The 14,821-nt window shown below is 72.4% G+C and carries 15 protein-coding genes; 8 read left to right on the top strand and 7 right to left on the bottom strand.

Features of this window, described 5'->3' with window-relative positions; genetic code table 11:
• Genes ACIA6A_RS02575 through ACIA6A_RS02565 form a run of 3 tightly spaced genes read left to right on the top strand, consistent with a single transcriptional unit; the run spans position 1 to position 2,239 of the window.
• Entirely contained in the window at positions 1–762 is a 762-nt protein-coding gene (locus ACIA6A_RS02575; RefSeq protein WP_396095622.1) for a LamB/YcsF family protein, read from the top strand.
• Positions 759–1,376 (top strand): allophanate hydrolase subunit 1, encoded by a 618-nt coding sequence (locus ACIA6A_RS02570; RefSeq protein ID WP_396095621.1) that lies wholly within the window; start codon positions 759–761, stop codon positions 1,374–1,376. The genes ACIA6A_RS02575 and ACIA6A_RS02570 overlap by 4 nt, the downstream gene beginning before the upstream one ends.
• 2 nt (positions 1,377–1,378) lie before the next feature.
• Positions 1,379–2,239, top strand: coding sequence for a biotin-dependent carboxyltransferase family protein (locus ACIA6A_RS02565; RefSeq protein WP_396096428.1), 861 nt, complete (start codon positions 1,379–1,381; stop codon positions 2,237–2,239).
• Here the strand turns inward: ACIA6A_RS02565 and ACIA6A_RS02560 are convergent.
• Positions 2,143–2,811 carry a hypothetical protein gene (locus tag ACIA6A_RS02560; protein WP_396095620.1) on the bottom strand — a complete coding sequence of 223 codons (669 nt, stop codon included), beginning with the start codon at positions 2,809–2,811 and terminating at the stop codon, positions 2,143–2,145. The two genes, ACIA6A_RS02565 and ACIA6A_RS02560, sit on opposite strands and share 97 nt — an antisense overlap.
• Here ACIA6A_RS02560 and ACIA6A_RS02555 point away from each other — a divergent pair.
• Complete coding sequence (locus ACIA6A_RS02555) at positions 2,795–3,397, top strand: GntR family transcriptional regulator (protein WP_396095619.1); 603 nt, start codon at positions 2,795–2,797, stop codon at positions 3,395–3,397. The genes ACIA6A_RS02560 and ACIA6A_RS02555 overlap by 17 nt on opposite strands.
• 99 nt (positions 3,398–3,496) lie before the next feature.
• On the opposite strand, the gene ACIA6A_RS02550 is transcribed toward ACIA6A_RS02555, so the two are convergent.
• Positions 3,497–4,576, bottom strand: coding sequence for an NAD-dependent epimerase/dehydratase family protein (locus ACIA6A_RS02550; RefSeq protein WP_396095618.1), 1,080 nt, complete (start codon positions 4,574–4,576; stop codon positions 3,497–3,499).
• 59 nt (positions 4,577–4,635) lie between these two features.
• Between ACIA6A_RS02550 and ACIA6A_RS02545 the strand changes: the two genes are divergently transcribed.
• From ACIA6A_RS02545 to ACIA6A_RS02535, 3 genes are read left to right on the top strand one after another with little or no spacing between them, the layout of a single operon-like run.
• Positions 4,636–5,094 carry a 2Fe-2S iron-sulfur cluster-binding protein gene (locus ACIA6A_RS02545; protein ID WP_396095617.1) on the top strand — a complete coding sequence of 153 codons (459 nt, stop codon included), beginning with the start codon at positions 4,636–4,638 and terminating at the stop codon, positions 5,092–5,094.
• On the top strand, positions 5,091–6,065 hold the full coding sequence (locus ACIA6A_RS02540; protein WP_396095616.1) for an FAD binding domain-containing protein: 975 nt from the start codon (positions 5,091–5,093) through the stop codon (positions 6,063–6,065). The genes ACIA6A_RS02545 and ACIA6A_RS02540 overlap by 4 nt, the downstream gene beginning before the upstream one ends.
• A complete protein-coding gene (locus ACIA6A_RS02535) occupies positions 6,062–8,128 on the top strand; it encodes a xanthine dehydrogenase family protein molybdopterin-binding subunit (RefSeq protein ID WP_396095615.1) in 2,067 nt (688 codons plus the stop codon). Before ACIA6A_RS02540 ends, ACIA6A_RS02535 begins: the two co-directional genes overlap by 4 nt.
• A 55-nt stretch (positions 8,129–8,183) precedes the next feature.
• Here the strand turns inward: ACIA6A_RS02535 and ACIA6A_RS02530 are convergent, their stop codons facing one another.
• The 3 genes from ACIA6A_RS02530 to ACIA6A_RS02520 all read right to left on the bottom strand — a co-directional run bounded on the left by ACIA6A_RS02530 (position 8,184) and on the right by ACIA6A_RS02520 (position 10,749).
• Complete coding sequence (locus ACIA6A_RS02530) at positions 8,184–8,534, bottom strand: Lsr2 family protein (protein WP_396095614.1); 351 nt, start codon at positions 8,532–8,534, stop codon at positions 8,184–8,186.
• A gap of 284 nt (positions 8,535–8,818) precedes the next feature.
• On the bottom strand, positions 8,819–10,459 hold the full coding sequence (locus tag ACIA6A_RS02525; RefSeq protein WP_396095613.1) for a GMC oxidoreductase: 1,641 nt from the start codon (positions 10,457–10,459) through the stop codon (positions 8,819–8,821).
• Entirely contained in the window at positions 10,456–10,749 is a 294-nt protein-coding gene (locus ACIA6A_RS02520) for a DUF1905 domain-containing protein (protein ID WP_396095612.1), read from the bottom strand. The genes ACIA6A_RS02525 and ACIA6A_RS02520 overlap by 4 nt, the downstream gene beginning before the upstream one ends.
• A gap of 295 nt (positions 10,750–11,044) precedes the next feature.
• Between ACIA6A_RS02520 and ACIA6A_RS02515 the strand changes: the two genes are divergently transcribed.
• Complete coding sequence (locus tag ACIA6A_RS02515; RefSeq protein ID WP_396095611.1) at positions 11,045–13,459, top strand: ATP-binding protein; 2,415 nt, start codon at positions 11,045–11,047, stop codon at positions 13,457–13,459.
• Here ACIA6A_RS02515 and ACIA6A_RS02510 read toward each other — a convergent pair.
• Positions 13,448–14,044: a response regulator transcription factor gene (locus ACIA6A_RS02510; RefSeq protein ID WP_396095610.1), complete on the bottom strand. Its 597-nt coding sequence runs from the start codon at positions 14,042–14,044 to the stop codon at positions 13,448–13,450. The genes ACIA6A_RS02515 and ACIA6A_RS02510 overlap by 12 nt on opposite strands.
• Before the next feature lie 72 nt (positions 14,045–14,116).
• Positions 14,117–14,599, bottom strand: a complete 483-nt coding sequence (locus tag ACIA6A_RS02505; protein WP_396095609.1) for a response regulator transcription factor — start codon at positions 14,597–14,599, stop codon at positions 14,117–14,119.
• Between the last annotated feature and the right edge of the window lie 222 nt (positions 14,600–14,821).

Genomic DNA, 14,821 nt, shown 5'->3' with positions numbered 1-14,821 from the left:
ATGGACCTCAACAGCGATCTCGGCGAGGGTTTCGGCGCGTGGCGGCTCGGTGACGACGACGCGATGCTCGCCATCGTCAGCAGTACCAACATCGCGTGTGGTTTCCACGCGGGTGACCCACGGACGTTGCTGGCCACGTGTGAACAAGCTGTTGAAAACGGCGTGTCGATCGGGGCACAGGTGGGCTATCGCGACCTGGCCGGGTTCGGGCGCCGGTTCATCGACTACGAGACCGACGACTTGATCGCCGACGTGCTGTACCAGCTCGGGGCGCTCGACGGGCTGGCCCGGGCGGCCGGCGACCGGGTGCTGTACCTCAAACCGCACGGCGCGCTCTACAACACGATCGTGCACCACGAGCAGCAGGCGGCGGCCGTGGTCGAGGCGGTCCGGCGCTACGACCCCGACCTGCCGGTGCTCGGTCTGCCCGGCTCGGCGTTCCTGCGCCTCGCCGAGGAGGCCGGGCTGCGGGCCGTGCGCGAGGCGTTCGCCGACCGGGGCTACACCCCGGAGGGCACGCTGGTGTCCCGCCGCGAACCGGGCGCGCTGCTGCACGACCCGGCCGAGGTCGCCGAACGGATGCTGCGCCTGGTCACCGACCGCACCCTGGTCGCCGTCGACGGCTCGGTGATCAAGATCGAGGCGGACTCGATCTGCGTGCACGGCGACTCACCCGGGGCCGTCGCGATGGCTCGCGCCGTGCACGACACCTTGACCGCCGCGGGCGTACCCATCACCGCTTTCGCCGGGGCCGGCGCGTGACCACGTTCCTGCGCTGCGGGCGGGAGGCGGTGCTCGCCGAGGTCGGCGACCTCGACGGGGCGCTCGCGCTGTACGCGGCCCTGAGCTCCGCCGGGCTGCCGGGTGTCACCGACCTGGTGCCGGCGGCCCGGACCGTTCTCATCCGCTTCGACCCGGCGATCACCTCGGCGGCCCAGGTCCGTGCGGCCACCTCGGCATTGCGCTCGGCGGGGCCCGGGCACGCGTACGAGGGAAGCGTCGAGATCCCGGTCGTCTACGACGGCCCGGACCTGTCCGAGGTCGCGGCGCACCTGGGTGTCAGCACCGACGACGTGGTCACCATGCACACGGGTTCGCGGTGGACGGTCGCGTTCGCCGGGTTCGCGCCCGGCTTCGGCTACCTGACCGGGGGAGACCCGAGACTGGACGTGCCCCGGCGCGGCTCCCCGCGCACCCGGATCCCGGCCGGCTCGGTGGGGCTGGCCGGGCGCTTCTCCGGCGTCTACCCCCACGACAGCCCGGGAGGCTGGCAGTTGATCGGCAGCACCACGTCGACGATGTGGGACCTGGACCGGCCCGAACCGGCACTGCTCGTGCCCGGCGCCCGCGTGACGTTCACGGCGGTGCCGGGGTGAGCATGCGGATCGTACGCACCGGCCCGCTCACCGTGCTCAAGGACGGCGGCCGGCCCGGGCACGCCCACCTGGGGGTGCCGGTGTCCGGGGCGGTGGACCGGACGGCGTACGCCCGGGCCAACGCCCTGGCCGGCAACCCGCCGGGGACCGCCGTGCTGGAATGCACCCTCGGTGGCCTGCGGGTCTCGTTCTCGGAACCGGCGGTGGCCGTGCTGACCGGGACCGACGCGGTCCTCGTGGTGGATGGGGTCCCGGCCGGGGTGGAGGAGGTCGTCGCGATCCCGGCCGGGGTCGCGGTCGCGGTTTCCATGCCGAAGCGGGGGCTGCGCAGCTACCTCGCCGTGCGGGGCGGTTTCGACGTGCCACCGGTGCTCGGGTCCCGCTCCACCGACCGGATCGCGGGCGTCGGCCCGGCCCGGCCCGCGGTCGGCGACGTCTTGCCGGTCGGCGACGTCCTGCCGATCGGCCCGCCGGCCGGTCTGCCCGCTGCCCTGGTCTCCTCGCCGGTGGCCGAGGACGGGCCGTTGGAACTCGATCTCGGGCCGCGCGACGACTGGTTCACCGCGGCGGCGATCGCGGCGCTGCTCAACGCCGAGTTCGTGGTGACACCGGCCAGCGACTCGGTCGGGCTGCGGCTCGACGGGCCGGAACTGACCCGGGCGCGCACCGGGGAACTGCCGAGCGAGGGGGTGGTCCGCGGCTCGGTGCAGGTGCCCCCGGACGGCAAGCCGATCATCTTCCAGGCCGACCATCCGGTGACCGGTGGCTACCCGGTCATCGCCGTGCTGACCCCGGCGTCGGCCGACCGGGCGGCCCAGGCCCGGCCCGGCGCCCGGCTGCGCTTCACGATCGCGCCGGCGTGACCGGGTCCGGATGTCCGGGCTGTCGCGTAGGAAGAACGAACGTTCTTTCTGGGTGGAGATGCCCGGAGGCGCGGGGTGGTGCGGCGCGGGGTGGTGCGGCGCGGGGTGGTGCGGCGCGGGGTGGTGCGGCGCGGCGGGGTGGTGCGGTGCGGCGGGGTGGTGCGGTGCGGCGGGGTGGTGCGGTGCGGCGGGGTGCGGGGTGCGGCGGGGTGATGCGGCGCGGCGTGGCGCGGGGTGCGGCGCGGCGTGGCGCGGGGTGCGGTGCGGCGGGGTGCGGTGCGGCGGGGTGCGGTGCGGCGGGGTGCGGGGTGCGGGGTGCTGTGCGGGGTGCGGGGTGCGGGGTGCGGTGCGGCGGGGTGCGGGGTGCGGCGGGGTGCGGTGCGGCGGGGCGTGGCGCGGGGTGCGGCGAGGCGTGGCGCGGGGTGCGGCGAGGTGCGGGGCGCGGCGCGGCGGGGATGGCACGGCGGGGTGCGGGGTGGCGGGTCGGGCGGGGAGCGGGACTGGTTGACTGGGGGCGTGACGACCGTGGAGAAGCCGGGCTCCGCCGCACGGGCCGTGGAACAGCTGCGCAACTCGATGATCAATGGCGAGCTGGCACCGGGCAGCCGGCTGTCCGAGACCTCGTTGACCGGGCCGCTGGGCGTCTCGCGCAACACGTTGCGGGAAGCGTTCTCCACGCTCGTCGAGGAAGGCCTGCTGGTCCGGCAGCCGCACCGGGGCGTCTTCGTCGCCTCGCTGAGCCCGGCTCAGATCGCCGACATCTACCGGGTCCGGGCGTTGCTCGAGTGCACCGCGCTCGGTCAGGCTCCCACCGATCCGCCCCGGGCGGCGGGCCTGCGGGCGGCCGTCGAGGAGGCGGGCCGGGCGGCCGAGGCCGGGGACTGGCGTGCGGTCGGCACCGCCAACATGCATTTTCACGAGCAGATCGTGGCGCTGGCCGGCAGCCCGCGCCTGGACGGCTGGATGCGCCAGCTCACCGCCGAGCTCCGGCTGGCGTTCGTCGCGGCCCCCGACCCGGAGGCCCTGCACCGCCCGTTCGTCCAGCTCAACGACGACATCACCACGCTGTACGAAGCCGGTGACGCCCACCGGGCCGCCGAGACGCTGCGCGACTACCTGCTGACCTCCGAACGGGTCGTCCTGAGCAACCTGCCTTAGGGCGCATCCGGCGGATCGCGGCGGCGTGCGACGAGGCCCAGCTTCCGCGACGTGAAACCTGGACCACGTCTCGGCTCGCCGTGATCCGCCGGATGCGCCTCAGTACGGATCACCCGTGCCGGGCAGACGGCCGCGGAGGACGCCGCCGAGGCGTCCGGGGCGGGTGGGATCGTCGGTGAGCGGGGGGCTCTCCGTGTGGGCGCGGTAGGCCATGCCCGCGACGAGTTCCTTCAGCGCGTGGACCGCGTCGGTCAGGGGACGCCAGCCGAGCTCGGCGGAGACCCGGTCGCAGGACATCAGCGGGGCCTTCAGACCCAGCTTCACCCAGCCCACGTCGACCGGTTGCAGGCGCAGCGTCCAGCTCGCGTCCGCCGCGCCGCGCAGCAGCGCCCCCGGGACGCGGACCTCGTGGCCGTGGAACGTGCGCGCGGCCACCGACGGGTCCAGCACCGGGCCCGCGGCCACGTTGAAGGCGCCCCGGACGTCGGAGTGCAGCATTCGCGCGTACGCGTCGGCGAGGTCGTCCGCGTGCACCGCCTGGACCCGCAGGCCGGGGTGGGAGGGGATCAGCGGGATCCGGCCGTAGCGCAGCAGCCGGGCCGGGAGCAGCGGGCCCGCGAAGTAGCGGGCGATCTCGGTGCCGACGTCGCGCTGGAAGATCAGGCCGGGGCGGACGCGGACCACGCGCAGCATCGGGTGGTCCGATTCGACGCGGTCGAGGAGGTTCTCGACCAGGACCTTGTGCCGGCTGTACGAGGAACCGGGCACCCCCGCGCGCGGGAAGTCCTCGGTCACGTAGGCGTTCTTGGGGCCGGGGGAGTACACGCCGACCGACGAGGCGAACACCAGCGTGGGCACCCCGGCGCGCAGGGTGCCCTCGATGACCGCCCGGCTGCCGAGCACGTTGGTCTCGAACAGGCGGCGCTGGTCGTGGCTGGGCTGGATCTGCCAGGCGAGGTGGACCACCGCGTCCGCACCGTGGAACAGCTCCGTGAGCCGGGTCGCCGCGCCGGGGGCGGCTATGTCGCAGGAATGCCAGTCCACCGTGTCGTAGGGCTGGGTTGTCGCCGGGGGAACTCGCCGGACGACACCGGCGAGCTCGATCCCGGGTTCGTTGCGTAGCCGGCGCAGCAGGGCCGTGCCGGCGTTTCCGGTTGCTCCGACGATCACCACTCGCATGCTTCCCGCGTACCCGTAGGTCCGGGATTGAACCCTTTGGGCCCGGGTACGAAACGGTCATGAACCTCGTCGTCAACGGGGTCGAGCATGCCCTCGACCTGGATCCGCGGACCACTCTGCTGGACGCCCTGCGCGAGCACCTGCATCTCACCGGCGCGAAGAAGGGCTGCGACCACGGCCAGTGCGGCGCCTGCACGGTGCTGCTGGACGGGCGCCGGGTCAACAGCTGCCTGGTGCTGGCGGTCAGTCAGCAGGACGCCGATGTCACCACGATCGAAGGGCTGGCGGAGCATCCGGTCCAGCGGGCGTTCCTGGAGCACGACGGGTTCCAGTGCGGTTACTGCACGCCGGGGCAGATCTGTTCCGCGGTCGGGATGCTCGACGAGATGAAGCAGGGCTGGCCGAGCGCGGTCCCGGACGACGACGTCGACAGGCAGATCCGGGAGCGGATGAGCGGCAACCTGTGCCGCTGCGGTGCCTACGCGAACATCGTCCCGGCCATCGCGGACGCCCGATGAAGACCTTCGAGTACACCCCCGTCACCGATGTCCGGTCCGCGGTCGGCGCCTGCACCGAGGGCGCGGTGTTCCTGGCCGGGGGCACCAATCTGGTCGACCTGATGAAGCTGGGTGTCGCGACACCGGACGTGCTGGTCGACATCAACCGGCTGCCGTTGCGCGACGTCACCGAACTGCCCGGCGGGGGCCTGCGGATCGGTGCCGGTGTGCGCAACAGTGACCTGGCCGCCCATCCGGTCGTGCGCCGGAACTTCCCGGTGCTGAGCGAGGCGCTGCTCAACGGCGCGTCCGGGCAGCTGCGCAACATGGCCACCACGGGCGGCAACCTGCTGCAACGGACGCGGTGCCGGTACTTCACCGACATGACGAAGGCGTGCAACAAGCGCGATCCCGGGTCGGGCTGCCCGGCGCGCGACGGCGACCATCGCAACCTGGCGATCCTCGGGGCCTCCGAGCACTGTGTCGCGACCCATCCGTCGGACATGGCGGTCGCGCTCGCCGCGCTGGACGCGGTCGTGCTGATCACCGGTCCGGACGGGGACCGCGAGGTGCCGGTGACCGAGCTGCACCGGCTGCCCGGCGACACCCCGCATCTGGACACCGTGCTGCGGCAGGGCGAGTTGATCACCGCCGTGGAGGTGCCGTTCGCGGAGATCGCGCGCGTTTCCACGTACCGGAAAGCTCGTGATCGTGCCTCTTATGCCTTTGCCGTCGGCTCGGTGGCGGCGGCGCTCGAGGTCGGGGACGGCGTCGTGCGCGACGTCCGGCTGGCCTTCGGGGCGGTCGCCCACAAACCCTGGCGGGCGTACGACGCCGAGCGCGCCCTGCGTGGCCGCCCGGCCACCCGCGAGTCCTTCCTGGCGGCGGCCGACGTGGAGCTGGCCGCCGCGGTTCCGTTGCGGGACAACGCGTTCAAGGTGACCCTGATCCGCAACATGGTCGCCTCCACCCTGGAAGGACTGGCGTCATGACCAGCATCGTGGAGCGGTCGGTGGGCCGGCCGCTGGGCCGGGTCGAGGGGCCGGCGAAGGTCACCGGCGAGGCGCGCTACGCGGCGGAGTTCCCGGTCGAGGACGTCACGTACGCCTGGGTGGTGCAGTCGCCGGTGGCCCGCGGCACGCTGCGCTCGGTGGTCGTCGATCCGACCACCGAGGACGACGACATGCTCGCGGTGCTGTGGCACGGCAACGCGCCGGAGATCGCGGCGGCCGCGGATCCCGAGCTGGCGGTGCTGCAGTCCGAGCGGATCAGCTATCGCGGCCAGGTGGTGGCGCTGGTGGTGGCCCGCACCCTGGAAGCGGCCCGGCGTGCCGCTCAAGTGATGCAGCTGGACATAGATGTGGAACCGCACGATGCTCAACTCGCCGTTGACCACCCGGACCTGTACACCCCGGAGACCGTCAACCCGGACTTCCCGGCGGTCAGTGAACGCGGAGACTTCAACACCGCGTTCAACAGCGCACCGGTCACCATCGACGTGCGGTATGCGACACCCGCCCTGCACAACAACCCCATGGAACCGCACGCGACGATCGCGCTCTGGGAGGGCGACGACCTCATCCTGTACGACTCCACCCAGCACTCGTCCGGCGTAGCGGCGACCATGGGCCCGATCTTCGGTCTCACCCCGGATCGGGTGCACGTCATCGCCGAGCACGTCGGCGGCGGCTTCGGGTCGAAAGGCAGCGCCCGTCCCAACGCGGTGCTCGCCGCGATGGCCGCGAAGGTCGTCGGCCGCCCGGTCAAGCTGGTCCTGCCCCGCTCGGCGCTGTTCAGCATGGTCGGCTACCGCACCCCGACGCTGCAGCGACTGCGGCTCGGCGCGGAGCCCGACGGCCGGCTGACCGCCATCGGGCACGAGTCGGTGGAGCAGACGTCGCGGATCTACGAGTACGCCGAACAGACCACGGTCGTCACCCGGCACATGTACGCCGCCGCCAACCGGTTCACCTCGCACCGCCTCGTCCGCCTGGACGTGCCCACCCCGCGGTGGATGCGCGCGCCCGGCGAGGCGCCCGGGATGGTCGGGCTGGAATGCGCGATGGACGAACTGGCCGAGAAGCTCGGCATGGACCCGATCGAGCTGCGGGTCCGCAACGAGCCGGACGCCGAACCCGAGTCGGGCAAGCCGTTCAGCAGCCGGCACTACGTCGAGTGCCTGCGCGAGGGTGCGCGGCGGTTCGGCTGGGAAGGCCGGGAGCAGCGGCCCCGGCTACGGCGCGAGGGTGACTGGTGGATCGGCACCGGTGTCGCCGGGGCCACCTATCCGGCGATGGTGCAGCCGTCGGTCGCCCGGGTGCGGACGCTCACGGACGGCTCCGCCGAGGTGGCCATCGCCGCCGCGGACATCGGCACCGGCGCTCGTACCATCCTCACCCAGATCGCCGCCGACGAGCTGGACCTGCCGGTGGACCGGGTCCGGGTCCTGCTCGGCGACAGCACGCTGCCGAGAGCGTCGGTCGCCGGGGGTTCCTCGGGCAGCGCGTCCTGGGGGTGGGCGGTCACCGGAGCCTGCCGTGAACTGCGGCGCACCGGCGGTTCCGAGGTCACGTTCGACAGCACCGAACTCGTGAAGAAACAGGAGACCGACGGCAAGCACGCCTACGGGGCGCATTTCGCCGAGGTCCGCGTCGACGCGGTGACCGGCGAGGTCCGGGTCACCCGGCTGCTCGGGGTGTACGCGGCCGGCCGCATCCTGAACCCGCGGACCGCCCGGAGCCAATTCATCGGCGGCATGACGATGGGCCTGGGAATGGCGCTGCACGAAGAGGGCGTCATGGACCCGGCCACCGGTGACTGGGTCAACCATGATCTGGCCGAATACCACATCCCGGTGCACGCCGATGTGGAATCCGTCGAGGCGCACTGGCTCGACGAGCAGGACGACGATCTCAATCCGATGGGCAGCAAGGGCGTCGGCGAGATCGGCATCGTCGGTTCCCCGGCCGCGATCGTCAACGCGATCTGGCACGCGACCGGGATCCGTGTCCGCGACCTCCCGGTCCGGCTGGACAAAATCCTGCCCCACCTGTGAAAGACAAACGGCGTCGCCCCACGCGGGGCGACGCCGTTTGTCCGAATCCGGGAATTCAGCGCTTGCTGTGGTAAGCCTCGACGATCGAGCTCGGGATGCGACCGCGCTCGGAGACCTCGTAGCCGTTCTTGCCCGCCCACTCGCGAATGGCCTGGTTCTGGTCGCGGGTCGCGCGGCCGGTGCTGACCGTGCCGCCACGGCGCGCCGAGCGGGCCTCGACACCGCTGCTGCGGCCGACGCGGGTCGCCACCGCCAGGTACGGGTCCAGGGCCTTGCGCAGCTTGCCGGAGTTCTTCTCCGACAGGTCGATCGTGTAGTTCACCCCGTCCAGTCCGAACTCGACCGTACGGTCGGCCTCGCCGCCATCGAGGTCGTCGGTGAGAAGGGTGATTACCTGCTTGGCCATGATGAGGTCACTCCTATGGCGGTGCCCTATGGCGGTGCCATTGTCGTCGGGTATTTCAACCCTTTCATTCTGTACGCCGAACCCGGGGGAAGCAAATTGTCGGCCGCGCATGGCGCGTTGGAGATCCGTGTTATTCGTCGCATGGGTGCCCGGCCGCCGAAATGGGCCGCCCTTTGTCGGCGGGCGGCCGGGTGGCCCTTGAGCTGCGATGACTAACACCAGAAACGCTGTGGCAACACTTCATCGCCACCATCAATGTGTTCTACGGCACGTCGATTTCGCGCTCAACCGGTCGCGTTCCGTAGCGCCCCCGGGGCATGTGCGGGAACGGCCGGCGAGCGTGGCGGCACCGGATTGTGCCGGACGTATGCGCCACCGAGGGGCGGCCGGGGATCGGTGTCGCCCTTGTTCGGCCACAGCGCGATCGCGCGTTCGGCCAGCGCGGTGATCGTGAGCGAGGGGTTCACGCCGAGGTTCGCGGGGATCACCGAACCGTCCACCACGTGCAGCCCGGGGTATCCGAAAACGCGCTGATAGGCGTCGACGACCCCGGTCGCGGGCGAAGCACCGATCGTCGCACCGCCGAGGATGTGCGCGGTCATCGGGATGTCGAACACGTCGCCGACGGCACCACCCGGATGACCCCCGATGTGCCGGGCCATCCGCCGGACGGCGTCGTGCCCGACCGGTATCCACGTCGGATTGGCCGGGCCGTGACCGGGGCCGGTGGTGAGGCGGCCGCGCCGGGTCCGGCGTACCGTCAGGGAATTGTCGGTGGACTGCATGACCAGCGCGATGATGGTCCGGTCGCTCCACCGCCGGTTGGACAGCGAACGGGCCAGCAGACCCGGATGCCGCAACGCCTGTCCCAGGAACCGCAGCGGCCGCGGCACGCGGCCGCCACCGTCCACCAGCAGCGTCGTGAGCAGGCCCATCGCATTGCTGCCGGGCCCGTAACGGACCGGCTCGATGTGGGTGTCGGGGTCCGGATGGAACGAGGACGTGATCGCCACTCCCGCCGAGAACGGATCCTGCGGTACGCGTACGGTCTGGGCGCCGAGCAACGCCTCCGAGTTCGTCCTGGTCAGCGAACCGAGGCGGGCGGAGAGCGCGGGCATCCGCCCGGTGTCGCGCATGGCGTGCAGCAGCCGCTGGGTGCCGAGCGCCCCCGCGGCGAGCACCACCTGACCCGCGGTGAGGACCCGTCGCCGCGTCTGCACCCGCCACCCGCCGTGGATCGGCCGCAGCCCGGTCACCTCGGTGTCCGGGTGGATCACCGCGCCGGCCCGCTCGGCCAGATGCAGATAGTTGAGGTCGAGCCGGTTCTTCGCGCCGGTCCGGCAGCCGATCATGCAGTCACCGCACTCGGTGCACCCGGTCCGGTCCGGCCCGGCACCCCCGAAATACGGATCGGGGACGGTCCGGCCGGGCGCGCCGAAGAAGACCCCCACCGGGGTACGGCGGAAAGTGGCCCCGACGCCCATCTCGTCCGCGACGGCCGCGACCACCCGGTCGGACGGGGTCATCGACGGTTGCACGGTCACGCCGAGCATCCGTGACGCCTGGTCGTAGTGTGGCGCCAGCTCACCGGCCCAGTCGGTGATCCCGGACCAGCGCTCGTCGGCGAAGAACCCGGGCGGTGGGTGGTACAACGTGTTCGCGTACACCAGGGAGCCGCCGCCGACGCCCGCGGCCGAGAGCACGACGATGTCCTTGAGCAGCGTGATCCGCTGGATGCCCCGCAGCCCGAACACGGGCGCCCACAGGAATCCGCGCAGGTCCCATGACGTCCGGGGCAGGCTGCCGGCATCCCAGCGCCGGCCCGCCTCGAGCACGCCGACCCGGTACCCCTTCTCGGTCAGCCGCAGGGCCGTGACACTGCCGCCGAACCCGCTGCCCACGACGATGACGTCATAGTCCGTCATGAACCCATCGTGGCACGGCGGGGCAGATTCAGCTCGATATCGATGTCATGATGCCGGCCGGTGGTGATACGGGCCGCGATCCGGCGCCACGGGGTGACCCGGAGCCAGTGTCCGCGAGGCGTGCGGACGATCGTCGTGCGGAAGCTGTAGCCGTTGACGGTGACCACCACACCCGGACGCCCGACACCGAGCTGCACGATGACGTCCAGGGGCACGGCGAACCCGAACGACCCGCCGGCACCTCGCCGCAGCTCGGCCCGGAATCTGGTACCCGCCGTGATGGGGATCATGATCGGATCATGGCCGCCGGCCGCCGTCGGTGGGACGGCCTCGGCGTGCCGCAGTGCGGACATGGCGCGATGTGGACACGGCCCCTCCCGTCATGGCCTCCCGTCATGGTGCGAAGGTCCCGCCCCCACCCCCAAGTAGAGACGGGACCACTCACCGGTATTCCTGTTCCTTTGTTTCCCCCGCAGAGGACAACGTGCGGAATCGGCCCAGGTTCAGGTGACGTACGAGATGTGTGGGATCCCCGACATCGGCGTGTCCAGGATCAGCACAGCGGAGTGTGTCAGTATCCGGAGGGTGACTGTTGTCGATGGATCGGGAGCCCGGCTGAACCATCCCCGGCCGGACAAATCCCCGTCGGGCGCCGGTAACTCGCGGCTGGCCGGTCTGCTCCGGCGCAACCGGCTCGCGGCCGGCCTCACCCAGGAGGAGCTGGCCGACCTCGCCGGGGTGGCCGTGCGCACCGTCCGCAACCTCGAACTGGGCCGGGTCGCCCGGCCCCGGCGCCGCACCCTGGAACAGATCGCCGACCGGCTCGGGCTCACTGAGGCGGACCGGCACCGGCTCCTCGACACCCGCCCGGCCGCCGACGACCCGGCTGACCCGTCCGGCGTCTCGCTGCCGGGCGCCCTCCCCGACTTCGTGGGCCGCCATGGACCGTTGCGGCGCATCACCGCGCTCGCCGGGCCCGGCGGCCCGCGCACGGTGGTGCTCGCCGGCCCGCCCGGGATCGGCAAGACCAGCCTCGCGGTGCGGGCCGCCGGTGCGCTGGCGCCGATGTTCCCCACCGGGGCGTTCTTCGTGAGCCTGCGCGGCATGGACGACGAACCCACCACCACCGCCGACGCGCTCAGCCAGGTGCTGGCCGCGCTCGGTCTCGAGAGTTTCCCGGAGACGGTGGACGGCCGCACCGCCGCCTGGCGCCGGGTCACCGGAGGCGGCCGCGGCCTGCTGGTCCTCGACAACGCCCGCGACGAGGCCCAGGTCCGCCCGCTGCTTCCGGCCGGCTCCGGCTGGCTGACGCTGGTCTCGAGCCGCAACACGCTCGGCGGCCTCTCCGCCGCCGAGCACATCGTCCTCGGCACACTGACCGACCGGGAGGCGTACGGCCTGCTCACCGAAGCCGTCGGCGCGGACCGCATCGAGATGGAGCCGGCCGCGGCGGCCGAGCTGGCCCGGCTGTGCGGTGGCCTGCCCCTGGCCCTGAGAGTCGCCGCCAACCGTCTGGTCATCCGCCCCGAGTGGAGTGTCCAGGCCCTGACCGAACGCCTCCGCGACGAACAGCACCGCCTGGACCGCCTGCACGTCGGCGACCTCGGTGTGCGGAGCGCGTTCGAGCTGTCCTACCGCCTGCTCGACGAACCGGCCCGGCGTACGCTGCGGTCGCTGTCCGCCGCACCCCTGCCGACCTATTCCCCCGAGCTGGTGGCGGCGCTGCTCGACGTCGACGTACCGACGGCCGAGGAAAACCTGGACGCGCTGGTGGACGCCGGCCTGGTCAACCCGTCCCAGGTGACCGGCCGCTTCACCCTGCACGACCTGCTGGCGCTGTTCGCCCGCGCCCGGGCCGGCACCGAGGACGATCCGGCCGACCGCCTCGCGGCCCAGGACCGGCTGGCCACCCACGTACTGACCCGCTGCACCGCGGCCGGCCTCTGGCTCGAACCCGACCAACCCCGCCCGCCGGCTACCCCCGCCGGGGCTTTCGCGGGGCCTGTCGAGGGGCCTGTCGCGGGGCCTGTCGCGGGGGCTTCCGCCGGGCCTGTCGCGGGGGCTTCCGCCGGGGCTTTCGCCGGGGCTTTCGCCGGGGCTGAGGCGGCTCTGGCCTGGCTCGACGCGGAGCAGGCGGCACTGTGGTGGGCGGTCCGGCATGTCGCCGCGCGGAAGCGGCCCGCCGCGGTGCTGGCCGCTGCCCGGGACCTGTACTGGTATTCCGACCGGCGTCACGCGGCCCTGCCCTGGCCGGAGTTCTTCCAGCTCGCGGTGGACGCGGCCACGGCTCTCGGCGATCCGCGGGCGGAGGCGACCCAGGAGAACAACCTCGGCTGGGCGCTGCGGCTCACCCGGGGCAGCCCGGACGCCGCGTACGGGCATCATGTGAAGGCCCTGCGTCTCGGCCGGGCGGCCGGGGACGCGACCGTTGTCGGCTGGGCGCTGCGGTATCTGGCCGCGGTGCTCATCGCGCGCGGTGACACCGGGACGGCCATGTCCCATCTCGTGGAGGCGGAGACGATCTTCGCCGGGCTCCGTGACCGGCTGGCCGGCATCGTCGTGGCGCGGGCGCAGGCCGAGCTGCTCCGCTCCGGCGGTGACCTGCTCGCGGCGCAGGATGTTCTCGAGGCCGCGCTCGCCCGGTGGCAGTCGGAGGTCGCCGACCACCTCGCGGGGTTCGCCGTCCGCGGCTATCTGCGGTCGCAGCTCGGTATGGTCCTGGCCGAGCTGGGCGAGACCACGCGGGCCAGGACGATCCTGACCGAGGCGCTCGCCGATTTCGCGGCCGGCGACGACCCGGCGGAGTCGGGCGCGGCCCACCTCGCCCTGGCGGAGATCGCCATCACCGAGGGCGACCGGGACAGCGCCGCGGAGCACCTGGACCGGGCCGCGGCCGTCTTCGTCGCGGCCGGCGAACGTCACCGTCTCGCCGATGTCAGTCGCGTGCGCCGCCGCACCACCGAGCTCGGCGACACCCCACGCCCCCGTTCACCGTCGTGACGACGCGGGCTGGGTCAGGCGCAGGCCGATGGCGTGCCGGGTCAGGTCGGCCTTGTTGCCGGCGCGGAGCTTGCTCCGGATCCGGTTGAGGTACGTGTTCACCGTCGCCTCGGAAACGCCCAGGTGGCGAGCGGTCTGGGCGTGGGTGAACCCGTGCGCGATGAACGTCAGCGTCTCGGTCTCACGCCGGTTGAGCGCCGACTCCGGCCCCGCGGCGAGCTCGTCGCGCATCCGGGCGGACAGCGATCGTCCGAAGTAGCCGGCCCCGGCCCGGGCCACGTCGATCGCGACCCGCAGCTCGGCGGCGTCGACGGAGGTCCCCACCACCGAACGCACCCCGGCCCGCAGCGCCGCGAACGCCGCCTCGGTGGTCGCCTCCGTGACCAGTGCCACGGTCGGATATCGGCTGCTCAGCACCCGCATCGCCGCCGGTGGTTGACCCACCGTCAGCACCGCGTCCGGCTTGCCGGTCACCGCACCGGCGCTCCCCACCACCACGCATTCCCGGACATCGCCGAGCTCACCGGCCAGCTGGCGCAACCCCCGTTGCGCCAGCGGCTCCGACACCACCGCATAGATATCCATCAGCCCTCCCCGGGTCTGAGTCAACCGCACCGGGCGGGAGGGGACGAGGCAAGAACACCGGCAATTCCTACCTCACATGGGTGCGTAACCCAACTCGGCCGCCCGCCGGGTCAGGTCGGCCTTGTTGGCGGCACCCAGTTTGCGACGGAGCCTCTTCGCGTACGTGTTGACGGTCTGTTCGGTGACACCGAGCTGGCGCGCGACCTGCCGGTGGGTCATCCCGGCCGCGATCAGGCGCAGGGTCTCGACCTCGCGGGGGCCGAGCCGGGCCACGGGCGGGGCCGGCCGGTCCCGGTCCAGTCTGGCCAGGATCAGGGGGGACAGGTACGAACCCCCGGTGCGCACCGCGTCCCACGCCGCGGCCAGCTCCCGGTCCTCATCGGCGATCACGGCGCGGGCCCCCGCGGCGATCAGCGTCAACGGGTCGGCGGTGGCCCCGTCGGGCACCACGACCACCGCACAGTCCACCTGGGACAACTCGACGGACTCCGGGATCGGCCACCGGACAACGGTGGGCTCGGAAGTCCGGTAGTTTCGGTATGACTCAGATGACATCAACGCTCCCGGCCAAGGGTAAGAAGACCTCACTCAGGGCACGAGCATCGCAGACAGATCATGCCGTGATGTCCCTGAAGTGATGACTTTCATTGTCCCCCGGAAAAGCTCAACACTCGGCAGGCCGCCATAGCGGCCGTTCCTCTCCCCCAGAAGACGGCTCCAAATCGTGTGCCGTCCGGCCGCCTTCCCAGAGCGGCCGAGTCCCGGTACAGGGCAACT

Source organism: Actinoplanes sp. NPDC051494, from assembly GCF_044454705.1.
Classification (GTDB): domain Bacteria; phylum Actinomycetota; class Actinomycetes; order Mycobacteriales; family Micromonosporaceae; genus Actinoplanes.
This window is presented reverse-complemented; position numbering and strand designations above follow the sequence as displayed.